This is a genomic window from Paraburkholderia sp. OAS925 (assembly GCF_040543975.1).
In the GTDB taxonomy this organism is placed as follows: domain Bacteria; phylum Pseudomonadota; class Gammaproteobacteria; order Burkholderiales; family Burkholderiaceae; genus Paraburkholderia; species Paraburkholderia graminis.
Genome location: NZ_JBEUNO010000001.1, coordinates 3,774,527 through 3,788,103, shown reverse-complemented (window position 1 = coordinate 3,788,103; position 13,577 = coordinate 3,774,527). Strand labels below are relative to the sequence as shown.

The following is a 13,577-nucleotide window of genomic DNA, read 5'->3' as shown; positions in this document are numbered from 1 at the left end:
AATGACGTGATGAACCGAAGTCCGGAGTCCCCCGTGTGCCCTGTGTCCAATGCGCCTGCAACTGGCGACGAGGCGCGTGCCGAGCGTCAATTCGATGAAGCGGCGCTGCATGCGCTCGCGCAAAACATCAAAACGTGGGGCCGTGAACTGGGTTTCGGGGCGATCGGCATTAGCGATACCGACCTCTCCGCTGCCGAAGCGCCGCTTGCAGCCTGGCTGGAAGCGGGTTGCCACGGCGAGATGGATTATATGGCCAAACACGGTATGAAACGCGCGCGGCCTGCCGAGCTTGTGGCCGGCACGCTACGTGTGATTACCGCTCGCATCGCCTATTTGCCCGCTGATGTACTGAACGGAAAGCAGCCCGAAAGCGACTCGTCCAAAGGGCCGCTCAATCAGGACTGGCGGGGCGCCGAGCATGCGCGGCTGGCCGATCCTGCTGCTGCCGTCGTGTCGATTTATGCGCGCGGCCGCGACTATCACAAGGTGATGCGTAACCGTCTGCAACATCTGTCAGAGAAAATTCAGGCGGAGATCGGCGCGTTCGGTTATCGCGTGTTTACCGACTCGGCGCCAGTGCTCGAAGTCGAGCTTGCGCAGAAGGCCGGCATCGGCTGGCGCGGCAAACACACGCTGCTTTTGCAACGCGACGCGGGCTCGCTGTTTTTTCTCGGCGAAATCTACGTCGATGTGCCGTTGCCGACGGACGCCGAGACATCGCCCGAAGTCGCGCCCGAAACGCCGGGCTCGCATTGCGGCAGTTGCTCGCGCTGCATCGACGCATGTCCGACAGGAGCGATCGTCGGTCCTTACAAAGTGGATGCGCGTCTGTGTATCTCCTATCTGACGATCGAACTGAAGGGCAGCATTCCTGTGGAGATGCGTCCGCTGATCGGCAACCGCGTGTATGGCTGCGACGATTGTCAGCTCGTGTGTCCGTGGAACAAGTTTGCGCAGGCCGCGCCGGTCGCCGATTTCGACGTGCGTCATGGGCTCGATCGCGCGTCGCTGGTGGAGCTGTTCGGCTGGAGCGCGGACGATTTCGACACGCGCATGCAGGGCAGCGCGATACGGCGCATCGGTTACGAGAGCTGGTTGCGCAACCTTGCGGTCGGGATGGGCAATGCACTGCGTGCATCGCGCGACGCGTTGAGCGCGGAGGCACGCGAGGCGATTGTCGAGGCGCTCAGGCGCCGTGCCGACGATCCTTCGGCGCTCGTGCGCGAGCATGTGCAATGGGCGCTCGAAGCGGCGTAAACTATCGGCAATTCATGGCTTACGTTGTGGTGTGCGAGGAGGCGACATGTTCAACGCAGTGATCGATGCGCCGTTCGGCAAGGTCGGCATTCGCATCGAAGGCGAGGCGGTGCGCGAGATCGTCTATCTGCCGGAGTCGATGCAAAACGTCGCGCCGGACACGCCGTTGGCGCAACGCGCTGTCGAGCAGATCGAGCGGTATTTCGCGGAGCCGTCGGCGAAATTCGACTTGCCGCTCGCGACCGCGGGCACCGCGTTCCGGCGGCGTGTGTGGCAGGCGCTGTGCGAGATTCCGCCCGGCGCGGTCGTCACGTATGGGCAACTGGCAAGGCAGCTCGGCAGCGTGCCGCGCGCGGTCGGGCAGGCGTGCGGCGACAATTGTTTTCCTATCGTGATTCCGTGTCATCGCGTGGTGAGTTCGAGCGGCATCGGCGGATTCGCGCATCATGCCGACGACGGCTTCTTTCGCAACGTCAAGCGCTGGCTGCTCGCGCACGAAGGCATTCCCTACGCATGAGCGATACCCTGGTTGAGGACGCGAGCGCGGACCCAGGCGCAGACGCAAGCGCGGGCTTCGCGCAGTCGCCTTTGTTCGCGGCGAGTTCGGCGTCGATCGACGCATTCTGCGACGCGCTATGGCTCGAACACGGCCTCTCGCGCAACACGCTCGACGCGTATCGCCGCGACCTGCGTCTCTTCAGCGAGTGGCTCGCGCAAACGCGCGGCGCCTCGCTCGACATCGCCAGCGAGGCCGATCTGAACGCGTACAGCGCGGCGCGTCGGAAGGACAAATCGACGTCGGCGAACCGGCGCCTCTCGGTGTTTCGCCGCTATTACGGTTGGGCTGTGCGCGAGCATCGCGCGAAGGTTGATCCGACGCTGCGCATTCGTTCGGCGAAGCAGCCGCCGCGCTTTCCGTCGACGCTCAGCGAAGCGCAAGTCGAGGCGCTGCTCGGCGCGCCCGACATCGACACGCCGTTGGGTCTGCGCGATCGCACCATGCTCGAGCTGATGTACGCGAGCGGCTTGCGCGTCACCGAACTCGTCACGCTAAAGACCGTGGAAGTCGGCCTGAACGAAGGCGTGGTCCGCGTGATGGGCAAGGGTTCGAAAGAGCGCCTGATTCCGTTCGGCGAAGAAGCGCACGGCTGGATCGAACGTTACTTACGCGACGCGCGGCCAGCGCTGCTCGGCGCGCGCGCCGCCGATGCGCTGTTCGTCACCAATCGCGCCGAGGGCATGACGCGCCAGCAGTTCTGGAACATCATCAAGCGGCATGCGGCGGCGGCCGGCGTGCATGCACCGTTGTCGCCGCACACGTTGCGGCACGCGTTCGCGACGCATCTGCTCAATCACGGCGCCGACCTGCGCGTGGTGCAGCTACTGCTCGGCCATACCGACATTTCGACCACGCAAATCTACACGCACGTCGCGCGCGAGCGGCTCAAGTCGCTGCATGCGGTGCATCATCCGCGCGGGTGACGTGCACGCAGCTTCAAAGCAATTCGCGCAGCCGGTGCTTGAGAATTTTTCCCGTCGATGCCGCGGGCAATGCCGCAAGCACCTTCACTTCGGCGGGGCGCTTGTAGGGCGCAAGGCGTTCGGCGCACCACGCGGCAAGCTCAACCGGTGTAACGGTCGCGTGAGCCGCCAGTTCGACGAACGCGATCACTTCCTCGTTGCCCTCGACTGCGCGCCCGATCACCGCCGACTGCACGACTTGCGGATGCGCGTTCAGCACATGCTCGACCTCGGCGGGATAAACATTGAAGCCGGAGCGGATGATCAGGTCCTTGCTGCGTCCGACGATATGCAGCGCGCCATCGGCGTCCTGCCGCGCGAGATCGCCGGTTTTCAGCCAGCCGTCTTCGGTCACTGCGGCGCGCGTTTGCTCCGGGTTGCGGTAGTAGCCGAGCATTACGTTCGGGCCGCGCACCCATAGCTCGCCGATTGCGCCGGGCGCGGCGTCCGCGCCGTCGAGTTCGACAAAGCGCACTTCGACGCCCGGAATCACTTCGCCGACCGAACAGTCCGCGCGCGGCGCATCGAGCATGGTCTGCGAGACAGTCGGACTGCTTTCGGTCATGCCGTAGCCATTATGCAGCGGCAAACCGTACACGCTTTCGACGTGGGCTTTCAGCGCCGCGTCGAGCGGCGAGCCGCCCGAATACACAAAGCGCAGATGCGGCGCGCGCCATTCATGCCCGTGCGTCTGCAAATGCTCGAGCAGTTTGGCGTGCATCGCGGGCACGCCCTGAAAGATCGACACGCGTTCGTCGGTGAGCGCGCGGCGCACGGCTTCGGGCGCGAAGCGCGGCGCGAGCCGCAAGGTCGCGCCGGCGTGCAGACTGCCGAGGCACACCGACGCGAAGCCGTACACATGCGAGATGGGCAGCACGGCATAGACCACGTCGTCGGGACGAACCTGGCGCAGCCGGCTCGACACGGTGGCGATAAAAAGCAGATTGCGATGCGACAGCATCACGCCCTTCGGCGCGCCCGTCGTGCCGGTTGTGTAGATCAGCGCCGCGCATTGGCGCTCGCTCGCGGCTTCTACCGGTTCCGCTTGCGTTTGCGCCGAGTCGTCCGCCACGTAGGACCATGCGCCGATGTCCGGCGTCATGCCCGGCGCTTCACGTGCCTGATGACGCTCTGCATGCTGACTCGCATCGACCGAGCTTTCGACCATATACGCGGTGACGCGCGGCTTCGCGTGCGCGCGGATCGCGTCCAGTTCCGCCGCCGACAGACGCGCGTTCGACACCAGCGCCCACGCGTCGAGCCGCGCCGTGGCGAACAGCAGCACGATCTGCGCGATGCTGTTCTCGGCGACGATCATCACGCGGTCGCCGCCTCGCACGCCCCACTCGCGCAGCAACGCGGAGACCGTGTCCACGGCCTCCATGAGCTGCGCATTGGTGAGACGACGCGCGTCCTCGATCAGCGCGACGTGTTGCGGATCGCGCGCGGCGGCCAGCGCGGGAATATCGGAAATGCGCGCGGGCAGGGCGGCCAGCAGCCCGGGAACGTCGATCGTGGAGCGTAAAGCGGAAGCGGTGGTCAAGTGCGTCTCCTAAGGGCGATTGCGTGACCGGCGTGCATCGCGCCGGAAGATTTTCGAACGATCGTGCCACAATGCCCGAAGCCGCACAATTGGCCATTCGGCAAATAGCCGTTGTGCAAAGTCGCCATTACAATGCGCCGATGAGCAAATCCAGACACGTTTCCGAAACGCCCGCCACGCAGTTTCTGCGTCGGCACGGCGTGGCTTTCGGCGAGCATCCGTACGATTATGTGGAGCATGGCGGCACCGGCGAATCGGCGCGTCAGCTTGGCGTAGACGAGCATCAGGTCGTGAAGACGCTCGTCATGGAGGACGAGCACGCGAAGCCGTTGATCGTCCTCATGCACGGCGACCGCACGGTCAGCACGAAGAACCTCGCGCGGCAGATCGGCGCGAAGCGCGTCGAGCCGTGCAAGCCCGAAGTGGCGAACCGTCATTCCGGCTATCTGATCGGCGGCACGTCGCCGTTCGGCACGCGCAAGCAGATGCCGGTGTACGTCGAGTCCACCATTCTGGAGATGGAGCGCATCTGGCTGAACGGCGGCCGGCGCGGTTTTCTCGTCAGTATCGAGCCGAAAGTGCTGACCGGATTGCTGGGCGCGAGGCCGGTGCAGTGCGCGAGCGTCGATTGACGTTTGCCTGAATGTTTCCGCGGTGCGCGCGTTCGGTAGAATGTGCGCCGCTTCGGTTCGCCGCCGCGTGCTGCGTGCCGGCTTTCGTTCCCTGTTGCGGTTGAGGTATCCAGTTGCAGACCGCCGATCCTTATAAGAGTCACAGATGCAAAACCTGATCGTTGCTGTCGTTGCCTACCTGATCGGTTCGGTGTCGTTCGCCGTGATCGTGAGCGCCGCGATGGGGCTCGACGACCCGCGCTCGTACGGCTCGGGCAATCCCGGCGCGACCAACGTGCTGCGCAGCGGCAGCAAGAAGGCCGCGATTCTCACGTTGATCGGCGACGCCTTCAAGGGCTGGTTGCCCGTGTGGTTCGTCGCGCATTTCGGCGCGCGCTACGGGCTCGACGATACGTCGGTGGCGATTGCGTGCGTCGCCGTGTTTCTCGGCCACCTGTATCCGGTGTTCTTCCGCTTCAAGGGCGGCAAAGGCGTGGCGACGGCCGCCGGCGTGTTGCTCGCGATCAATCCGATTCTCGGCCTCGCCACGCTTCTGACGTGGCTGATCGTGGCGTTCTTCACGCGCTATTCGTCGCTGGCGGCGTTGGCTGCGGCAGTGTTCGCGCCGATCTTCGACGGCTTTCTGTTCGGGCCGCACGTCATCGCGCTGGCGATCGTCGTGATGAGCTCGCTGCTCGTGTGGCGTCATCGCGGCAATATCGGCAAGCTGATGCGCGGCGAGGAAAGCCGTATCGGCGATAAGAAGAAGGCGGCGGCTGCGAGTGCGGTGAGCGGCGAGGATCGTTGAGCGGGTGGCAGTGCGGAGTGCTGCTACGTGCGAAGTGCGCTCTGCGCCCTACGCGCTCCGACTTTCGATGCGCTGCGGCGCTCCCGCTTGTCAATGCAGCGCCGCTGAAACCGGCGCTGCGTCGATGACATAAACGCTCAGTCGCGGAAGTTATTGAAGTCGAGCGGCGTGTCCGTCACGTCCTTGCGCAGCATCGCGATCACGCTTTGCAGGTCGTCGCGTTTTCCCCCGGTGATGCGCACCGCGTCGCCCTGAATGCTCGCCTGAACCTTGATCTTGCTGTCCTTCACGAGGCGCACGATTTTCTTCGACAGATCGCCCGACACGCCCTTCTTGATCTTGATGACCTGCTTGACCTTGTCGCCGCCGATCTTCTCGATCTTGCCGTAGTCGAGGAAGCGCACGTCGACGTTGCGCTTGGCCATTTTGGAGATCAGCACGTCTGTGACCTGGCCGAGCTTGAAGTCGTCGTCGGCGTAGGCGGTGATTTCGTTTTCCTTGTGTTCGACGCGCGCGTCCGACCCCTTGAAGTCGAAGCGGGTTGAGATTTCCTTGTTGGACTGCTCGATCGCGTTCTTGACTTCGATCATGTTCGCTTCGCAGACGACGTCAAACGATGGCATTGCATTCTCCCAATAGTGCGGCGGTGCGCGACGCGGCCGGCGGCTCGTCGCGGGGCACTCGCTATAATCACGGACCAGCGTCATTTTACCGACGCAACCCTCATTTGCCCAAGGCCGCCGCGCGGGCCCGCAGCTCACGGCAGTTTGCCCGCCCCTTAGTTCTCATTCCGATGTCTCAAACCGATTCCGCCGAGTTCATTGCCGGCTATCCGCTGAAGGCGCACAACACCTTTGGTTTCGACGTCCACGCGCAGTGGGCGTGCCGCATCGAGCGTGAAGCGCAGTTGCCGGCCGCGGCGCACGATCCGCGCATTGCTGGTTTGCCGCGGCTCGTGCTCGGCGGCGGCAGCAATGTGGTGCTGACGCGCGACTTCGCGGGACTGGTGCTGCTCGTGGCGCTGCGCGGACGCCGTGTCGTCGGCGAGGACGACGAAGCCGTCTATGTGGAGGCAGCCGCCGGCGAGCCGTGGCACGAGTTCGTCGGATGGACGCTGTCGCAGGGTTTGCCGGGCCTCGAAAACCTCGCATTGATTCCAGGCACGGTGGGCGCCGCGCCGATTCAGAACATCGGCGCGTACGGGCTGGAAATGTGCGAGCGCTTTGCCTGGCTGCGCGCCGTGGAACTGGCTTCCGGCGAGTCGGTCGAGTTCGATGCGCGGGCCTGCGCGTTCGGCTACCGCGACAGCTTTTTCAAGCGGGAAGGGCGCGACCGTTTCGTCATCACGTCGGTTACGTTCCGTTTGCCGAAAGCCTGGCAACCGCGCGCGAACTATGCGGATCTCGCTCGCCAGCTCGCTGCTGACGGCTACCACGCGGACGGCAAGGAGCCGGATGCGCAAGCCATCTTCGACGCGGTCGTCGCCGTGCGGCGCGCCAAACTTCCCGATCCGCTGGAACTCGGCAACGCGGGCAGCTTCTTCAAGAATCCCGTGGTGAACGCCGATCAGTTTGAAGCGCTGAAAAGCCGGGAGCCGGATGTCGTGTCCTACGCGCAGCCGGACGGGCGCGTGAAGCTCGCGGCGGGCTGGCTGATCGACCGATGCGGCTGGAAGGGCCGCTCGATCGGCGCCGCCGCCGTGCACGAGCGCCAGGCGCTGGTGCTGGTGAATCGCGGCGGCGCGAGCGGGGCGGACGTGCTGGCCCTCGCGCGTGCGATCCAGCATGACGTGCTGGAGAGATTCGGCGTCGAGTTGGAGGCGGAGCCGGTTTGCTTGTGAGCGTGCGGGCTAGCGAGTGGAGTGGCCTTGTCGGCGTTTGCAGCGCGCATGAAGAAAGGCGCCGCGAGTTTCCTCGCGGCGCCTTTCTTTTCGTTGCATCTATCGCGCTAGCGGGAAACCCTGTTTAACCGCAAGGTTTCCGCCAAGCCAAGCCACGCCTCGACAACGCTCCGCTTAACCGCGCTGACGGCGCGCGTTCTCCGCGATCCGCATACGCAACGCGTTCAGCTTGATGAAGCCGCCGGCGTCGGCCTGGTTGTAGGCGCCGCCGTCGTCGTCGAAAGTGGCGATGGTCTTGTCGAACAGCGTTTCCTTCGAATCGCGAGCGACGACCGACACGCTGCCCTTGTAGAGCTTCACGCGCACCCAGCCGTTGACCTTCTCCTGCGTGTGGTCGATCAGCACCTGAATCGCGCGGCGCTCCGGGCTCCACCAGTAGCCGTTATAAATCAGCGCGGCGTAGCGAGCCATCAGGTCGTCCTTCAGGTGCGCGACTTCGCGGTCGAGCGTGATCGACTCGATGCCGCGGTGCGCCTTCAGCATGATCGTGCCGCCCGGCGTTTCATAGCAGCCGCGCGACTTCATGCCGACATAGCGGTTTTCCACCAGATCCAGACGGCCGATGCCGTGCTTGCCGCCAAGACTGTTCAGCTCGGTCAGCATTTCGGCCGCCGACAGACGCTTGCCGTTGATCGCGACCGGATCGCCGTGCTCGTATTCGATGTCGACGTACTCGGCCTGATCCGGCGCCTGCTCCGGCGACACGGTCCAGCGCCACATGTCGGCTTCCGCCTCGGCCTTCGGGTCTTCGAGGTGACGGCCTTCGAACGAAATGTGCAGCAGGTTCGCGTCCATCGAGTACGGCGCGCCGCCTTGCTTATGCTTCATTTCAATGGGAATGCCGGCTTTTTCCGCGTACGCGAGCAGCTTTTCGCGCGACAGCAGATCCCATTCGCGCCACGGCGCGATCACCTTGATGCCCGGCTCGAGCGCGTAGTAGCCCAGTTCGAAGCGAACCTGGTCGTTGCCCTTGCCGGTCGCGCCGTGCGACACGGCCTGCGCGCCGGTGGCGCGGGCAATCTCGATCTGACGCTTCGCGATCAGCGGACGCGCGATCGACGTGCCCAGCAGATATTCGCCTTCGTAAATCGTGTTGGCGCGGAACATCGGGAACACGAAGTCGCGCACGAATTCTTCACGCAGGTCTTCGATAAAGATGTTGTCCTGCTTGATGCCCAGTTGCAGTGCCTTCTTGCGCGCCGGTTCCAGCTCTTCGCCCTGGCCGATGTCGGCCGTGAACGTGACGACTTCGGCGTCGTAGTTGTCCTGCAACCACTTCAGGATGACGGAGGTGTCGAGGCCGCCCGAATAGGCGAGCACGACTTTCTTGATATCGCTCATGGTGAACTCGTAGCTGGAGAAAGCGGGAAAACAAGGCGCGCCGGCGGTTCCGGAGCGCGGAAAACAACTATTTTGACACTAAAACGGCGCGCGTCCGCGTTTTTGGCTGTTGCGGCGAATATTGCGGAGCGCTGGTGAGGCTGCTGCGGGCCGAAGCGCGGTGCGCGATACGCGGTCCCGGCGTGGACGGCTTGCGTCGTAGTCAAGGCCGAACGCCGCGCCGCGCTTCGCGCAAATGCCGCGCGGCAATGCGCTCAGTGATTGAGCTTGCCGAGCAGCAGATATTCCATCAGCGCCTTCTGTACGTGCAGACGGTTTTCCGCTTCGTCCCACACGACGCTTTGCGGGCCGTCGATCACTTCCGCGCTCACTTCTTCGCCGCGATGAGCCGGCAGGCAGTGCATGAAGAGCGCGTCGGCGTGCGCGCGCGACATCATTTCCGCGTCGACGCACCAGTCGGCGAAGGCTTTCTTGCGCGCTTCGTTTTCGGCTTCGAAGCCCATGCTGGTCCACACGTCTGTCGTGACGAGATCGGCGCCCGCGCAGGCTTCGTTCGGATCGTCGAATTCCTCGTAGAACGGCGCGCTTTCCGCGGCGACGAAGCCGCGGTCGAGCTTGTAGCCCGGCGGCGTGGAGAGGCGCAGCTTGAAGCCGAGAATCTGCGCGGCTTCGATCCACGTGTAGAGCATGTTGTTCGCGTCGCCGACCCACGCGACCGTCTTGCCGCGAATCGGACCGCGATGCTCGAAATACGTGAAGATGTCGGCCAGCACCTGGCACGGGTGATATTCGTTTGTCAGCCCGTTGATCACCGGCACGCGCGAATTTTCGGCAAAGCGCTGAATGATGTCCTGACCGAACGTGCGGATCATGATGATGTCGACCATGCGCGAGATGACCTGCGCAGCGTCTTCGATAGGTTCGCCGCGGCCGAGCTGCGTGTCGCGCGTGCTCATGAAAACGGCGTGCCCGCCCAACTGGAAAATGCCGGCTTCGAACGACAGGCGCGTGCGCGTCGAATTCTTTTCGAAGATCATGGCGAGCGTGCGGTCGTGCAGCGGATGGTAAGTCTCGTAGTTCTTGAACTTGCGCTTCAGAATTCGCGCGCGCTCCAGCACGTACTCGTAGTCGTCTAGCGAGAAATCCTTGAACTGCAGATAGTGGCGAATTTTCTTGGCGGTCATGAAACAAATACGGCGGTCTCACCCGGCAGGATTGCCGGACGGCGCCGCCGTCGTTTTGTGGTAACTCAATGCAGCATAAAGGATTTCGCCTCATTTGACGAGTCGGCCAAAAGGCCGGGAAAGCGCTTTGAAAGCCGCGCTGCGCTGCCGAAACAAGCTTGTGTGCAGTGCGGAAAAAGGTCCGCTGCGCTATAATCTGCGGGTTATTCATAGGCCCAGCAGGCCCGTGCTTCGTGGTGAGGGCACAGGCGTCGCGTGGCGGCTCGAGCGGTTCGCAAGGCGCCGCCTTTGTGCGGGATGCTTCGTTGATGCGCCGTTTTGAGCTAGGCACACCGCGTGCGTCATACCGCGCACGTCATAGCGGCCAAACCGCTTTGCACGATCCTGCGGCGGCGCTCTCTGGAGCGGTTCACTCGCCGGGCACAGCGTTTCGAAATCCGTTTTGTTGCTTGCTGTCGCCGTCATCCGCTGGGCAGTCACACAGGTATTTCTACATGGCCGAAGCAGCTCCAACCGAATACTTCATTCAGGGCATCACGTCGACGGGAAAAAGATTCCGGCCGAGCGACTGGTCGGAGCGTCTCGCAGGTGTGATGTCATCTTTCGGACCGGGTGCCAGAAAGGGCCCCAACGCCTACATGCAGTACTCGGTGTACGTCCGGCCGACCATGATCGGCGACCTCAAGTGCGTGATTCTCGATTCGCGCCTGCGCGACATCGAACCCATGGCGTTCGACTTCGTCATGAACTTCGCCAAAGACAACGACCTCGTGGTGACGGAAGCGTGCGAGCTGGAACTGGAGCATGCGCCGCCGCCGCAGACGAAGCGGCACATCATCTAGCGCCAGCGAAACCGGCTCGCAGAAAAGCAAAACCCGCCACATCGGCGGGTTTTTTCATGCTGGCGTTGCTGCGCCAATCGGCCATTCTCTTCCGCTACGCGCGCGTGGCAAACAAAAAAGCCCGCCAAAGCGGGCCTTCATGCGCAGCGGAAACAGGAGGTAGCCCGCCGGAGCGGGCCGACCGGAATTACTGGGCTGCGGGAGCCTGCAGACCCTTGATGGCTGCGGCGAGGCGGCTCTTATGGCGAGCTGCCTTGTTCTTGTGAACGATTTTCTTGTCGGCAATGATGTCGATGGTCTTCGACGATGCCTGGAAGATTTCAGCGGCCTTGGCCTTGTCGCCGGCGTCGATTGCCTTGCGCACTGCCTTGATGGCCGTGCGGAACTTCGAGCGCAGTGCCGAGTTGTGCGAGTTTGCCTTGGCGGCCTGGCGGGCGCGCTTGCGTGCTTGTGCGGAGTTAGCCATGACGGTTCCTTATCCTGTTCCTGTTTCCAGTACCTGACCTTCAAGTGGTGAGGCGCTGCTTTTAGATCCGAACTCTTGGAAGCGATTGCCCAAGAGCGCAAAAGTGTCGAAAAACGATCGAACTACGCGAAGGCGGGCCCGTGTTTGCGGCGCCATGTTCCGGCATATCTGAAGGAAGTGGCGGCCCATATTCGTTCACATTCGTGACACCTGGCGCCGACCTCGACCCTCGTCCGGAAGCCGTCCGAGAACTGAGCGAGCTTCGAAACCGGCGATTATAGCAACAAAATCAGGGACGTGGCAACGGGAATGCATGCCGCGCCGCCGGCTCGGGGGAGGCCAGACCCGCCCGCGCGAGTCGGATTGCTGCCCGGCCGCGGTTCACCGCGCCCGAGCGCGGCCCGATTGCACAAGCCCTTGCCGGCCGCCCCCGGCGCGCGCGAAAAAATGCAGCGGAATTCGCTGCCCCAACCGAACGTCTCTAGAGGAAATCGGTCCGAATCGCTTCCTGGCTCGTCGTCCGCCTTTGCGGCACCCTTATAATAAGCGCCCCATGAATCTATTCCGAGCCCTGCTGACGGTCAGCGGTTTCACGCTGTTGTCGCGCGTGACCGGACTGGCCCGCGAAACGCTGATCGCGCGCGCGTTCGGCGCCAGTCAATACACTGACGCGTTCTACGTCGCCTTCCGCATTCCCAACCTGCTGCGCCGCATTTCCGCCGAAGGCGCGTTTTCGCAGGCCTTCGTGCCGATCCTCGCCGAGTTCAAGAACCAGCAAGGACATGACGCCACCAAGGCGCTCGTCGATGCCACCTCGACGGTGCTCGCCTGGGCGCTCGCGGTGCTGTCGCTCGTCGGCGTGCTGGGCGCGTCGGGCGTCGTGTTCGTGGTCGCGTCGGGCCTCGCTCACGAAGGCCAGGCCTACGCGCTCGCGGTCACGATGACGCGCATCATGTTCCCGTACATCATCTTCATTTCGCTGACGTCGCTCGCGTCCGGCGTGCTGAACACGTACAAGAACTTCTCGCTGCCCGCGTTCGCGCCGGTTTTGCTGAACGTGTCGTTCATCGTTGCCGCCGTGTTTTTCGCGCCGCGCATGCACACGCCGGTCTATGCGCTTGCGTGGGCGGTGATCGCGGGCGGGTTGTTGCAGTTCGTCGTGCAACTGCCGGGTCTCAAGAAGATCGACATGGTGCCGCGCATCGGCCTCAATCCGCTGCGCGCGCTCGCGCATCGCGGCGTGAAGCGCGTGCTGTGGAAGATGGTGCCGGCCATGTTCGCCGTCTCCGTCGCGCAGATCAGCCTCATCATCAATACGAATATCGCGTCGCGCATCGGGCCGGGCGCCGTCTCGTGGATCAACTACGCGGACCGGCTGATGGAATTTCCGACCGCGCTGCTCGGCGTCGCGCTAGGCACGATCCTGCTGCCGAGTCTTTCGAAGGCGCACGTCGACGCCGATCCTCACGAATATTCGTCGCTGCTCGACTGGGGTTTGCGCGTCACGTTTTTGCTCGCTGCGCCGAGCGCCGTTGCGCTGTTCTTTTTTGCTGAGCCGTTGACGGCCACGCTGTTTCACTACGGCAAGTTCGACGGCAACGCGGTCGTGATGGTGGCGCGCGCGCTGGCCGCTTACGGCGTCGGCCTGATCGGCCTGATTCTGATCAAGATCCTCGCGCCCGGCTTCTACGCGAAGCAGGACATCAAGACGCCGGTGAAGATCGGCATCGGCGTGCTGATTCTTACGCAGTTGAGCAACTACGTGTTCGTGCCGATCTTCGCGCATGCGGGGCTCACGCTGAGCGTCGGGCTCGGCGCTTGCGGCAACGCGCTGTTGCTGTTCCTCGGATTGCGCAAGCGCGGCATCTATACGCCGTCGAGCGGCTGGCTCAAGTTCTTCGCGCAGTTGTTCGGCGCGTGTCTGGTCCTCGCGGGCACCATGCGTTGGCTGTCCATCAGCTTCGACTGGATCGGCATGCATGACCGGCCCATCGACCGCATGGCGCTGCTCGCTGCCTGCCTCGTGCTGTTCGCGGCGCTATATTTCGGTATGCTTTGGCTGATGGGCTTCAAGTACGCGTATTTCAAAAGGCGAGTGAAGTGA

Annotated in this window: 13 protein-coding genes; 8 read left to right on the top strand and 5 right to left on the bottom strand. The window is 63.5% G+C overall.

All coding sequences use genetic code 11. The annotated features are described in order from the left end of the window. Window positions 1-9: 9 nt before the first annotated feature. The 3 genes from queG to xerD are packed head-to-tail and all read left to right on the top strand — an operon-like array spanning window position 10 to window position 2,739. The gene (queG, locus tag ABIE53_RS16590) at window positions 10-1,257 is read left to right on the top strand and encodes a tRNA epoxyqueuosine(34) reductase QueG (protein ID WP_029968112.1); all 1,248 of its coding nucleotides are present in this window, start codon (window positions 10-12) and stop codon (window positions 1,255-1,257) included. 46 nt (window positions 1,258-1,303) lie between these two features. Further along, complete coding sequence (locus ABIE53_RS16585) at window positions 1,304-1,774, top strand: methylated-DNA--[protein]-cysteine S-methyltransferase (protein WP_006050042.1); 471 nt, start codon at window positions 1,304-1,306, stop codon at window positions 1,772-1,774. Beyond that, window positions 1,771-2,739 carry a site-specific tyrosine recombinase XerD gene (gene xerD, locus ABIE53_RS16580; RefSeq protein WP_192698745.1) on the top strand — a complete coding sequence of 323 codons (969 nt, stop codon included), beginning with the start codon at window positions 1,771-1,773 and terminating at the stop codon, window positions 2,737-2,739. The genes ABIE53_RS16585 and xerD overlap by 4 nt, the downstream gene beginning before the upstream one ends. Window positions 2,740-2,752: 13 nt before the next feature. On the opposite strand, the gene ABIE53_RS16575 is transcribed toward xerD, so the two are convergent. Beyond that, entirely contained in the window at window positions 2,753-4,321 is a 1,569-nt protein-coding gene (locus ABIE53_RS16575) for a class I adenylate-forming enzyme family protein (protein ID WP_006050044.1), read from the bottom strand. Between the two features lie 140 nt (window positions 4,322-4,461). Here ABIE53_RS16575 and ybaK point away from each other — a divergent pair, with 140 nt between their 5' ends. Together ybaK and plsY are read left to right on the top strand one after the other, a co-directional pair. Further along, window positions 4,462-4,953: a Cys-tRNA(Pro) deacylase gene (ybaK, locus tag ABIE53_RS16570; protein WP_006050045.1), complete on the top strand. Its 492-nt coding sequence runs from the start codon at window positions 4,462-4,464 to the stop codon at window positions 4,951-4,953. A 145-nt stretch (window positions 4,954-5,098) separates the two neighbouring features. Beyond that, a complete protein-coding gene (gene plsY, locus ABIE53_RS16565; protein WP_006050046.1) occupies window positions 5,099-5,740 on the top strand; it encodes a glycerol-3-phosphate 1-O-acyltransferase PlsY in 642 nt (213 codons plus the stop codon). 137 nt (window positions 5,741-5,877) lie between these two features. Here the strand turns inward: plsY and ABIE53_RS16560 are convergent, their stop codons facing one another. Further along, window positions 5,878-6,363 (bottom strand): YajQ family cyclic di-GMP-binding protein, encoded by a 486-nt coding sequence (locus ABIE53_RS16560; RefSeq protein WP_006050047.1) that lies wholly within the window; start codon window positions 6,361-6,363, stop codon window positions 5,878-5,880. 170 nt (window positions 6,364-6,533) lie between these two features. Here ABIE53_RS16560 and murB point away from each other — a divergent pair, with 170 nt between their 5' ends. Next, window positions 6,534-7,580: a UDP-N-acetylmuramate dehydrogenase gene (gene murB, locus ABIE53_RS16555; RefSeq protein ID WP_006050048.1), complete on the top strand. Its 1,047-nt coding sequence runs from the start codon at window positions 6,534-6,536 to the stop codon at window positions 7,578-7,580. 174 nt (window positions 7,581-7,754) lie between these two features. Here the strand turns inward: murB and ABIE53_RS16550 are convergent, their stop codons facing one another. Further along, window positions 7,755-8,981, bottom strand: coding sequence for an argininosuccinate synthase (locus ABIE53_RS16550; protein ID WP_006050049.1), 1,227 nt, complete (start codon window positions 8,979-8,981; stop codon window positions 7,755-7,757). 254 nt (window positions 8,982-9,235) lie between these two features. Next, the gene (gene argF, locus ABIE53_RS16545; RefSeq protein WP_006050050.1) at window positions 9,236-10,165 is read right to left on the bottom strand and encodes an ornithine carbamoyltransferase; all 930 of its coding nucleotides are present in this window, start codon (window positions 10,163-10,165) and stop codon (window positions 9,236-9,238) included. Between the two features lie 494 nt (window positions 10,166-10,659). On the opposite strand from argF, the gene ABIE53_RS16540 reads away from it, so the two are divergent. Further along, window positions 10,660-11,007, top strand: coding sequence for a DUF3579 domain-containing protein (locus ABIE53_RS16540; RefSeq protein ID WP_006050051.1), 348 nt, complete (start codon window positions 10,660-10,662; stop codon window positions 11,005-11,007). Window positions 11,008-11,194: 187 nt separating this feature from the next. Here ABIE53_RS16540 and rpsT read toward each other — a convergent pair whose 3' ends face one another. Next, on the bottom strand, window positions 11,195-11,473 hold the full coding sequence (rpsT, locus tag ABIE53_RS16535) for a 30S ribosomal protein S20 (protein ID WP_006050052.1): 279 nt from the start codon (window positions 11,471-11,473) through the stop codon (window positions 11,195-11,197). Between the two features lie 553 nt (window positions 11,474-12,026). Between rpsT and murJ the strand changes: the two genes are divergently transcribed. Then, the gene (gene murJ / locus ABIE53_RS16530) at window positions 12,027-13,577 is read left to right on the top strand and encodes a murein biosynthesis integral membrane protein MurJ (protein WP_006050053.1); all 1,551 of its coding nucleotides are present in this window, start codon (window positions 12,027-12,029) and stop codon (window positions 13,575-13,577) included.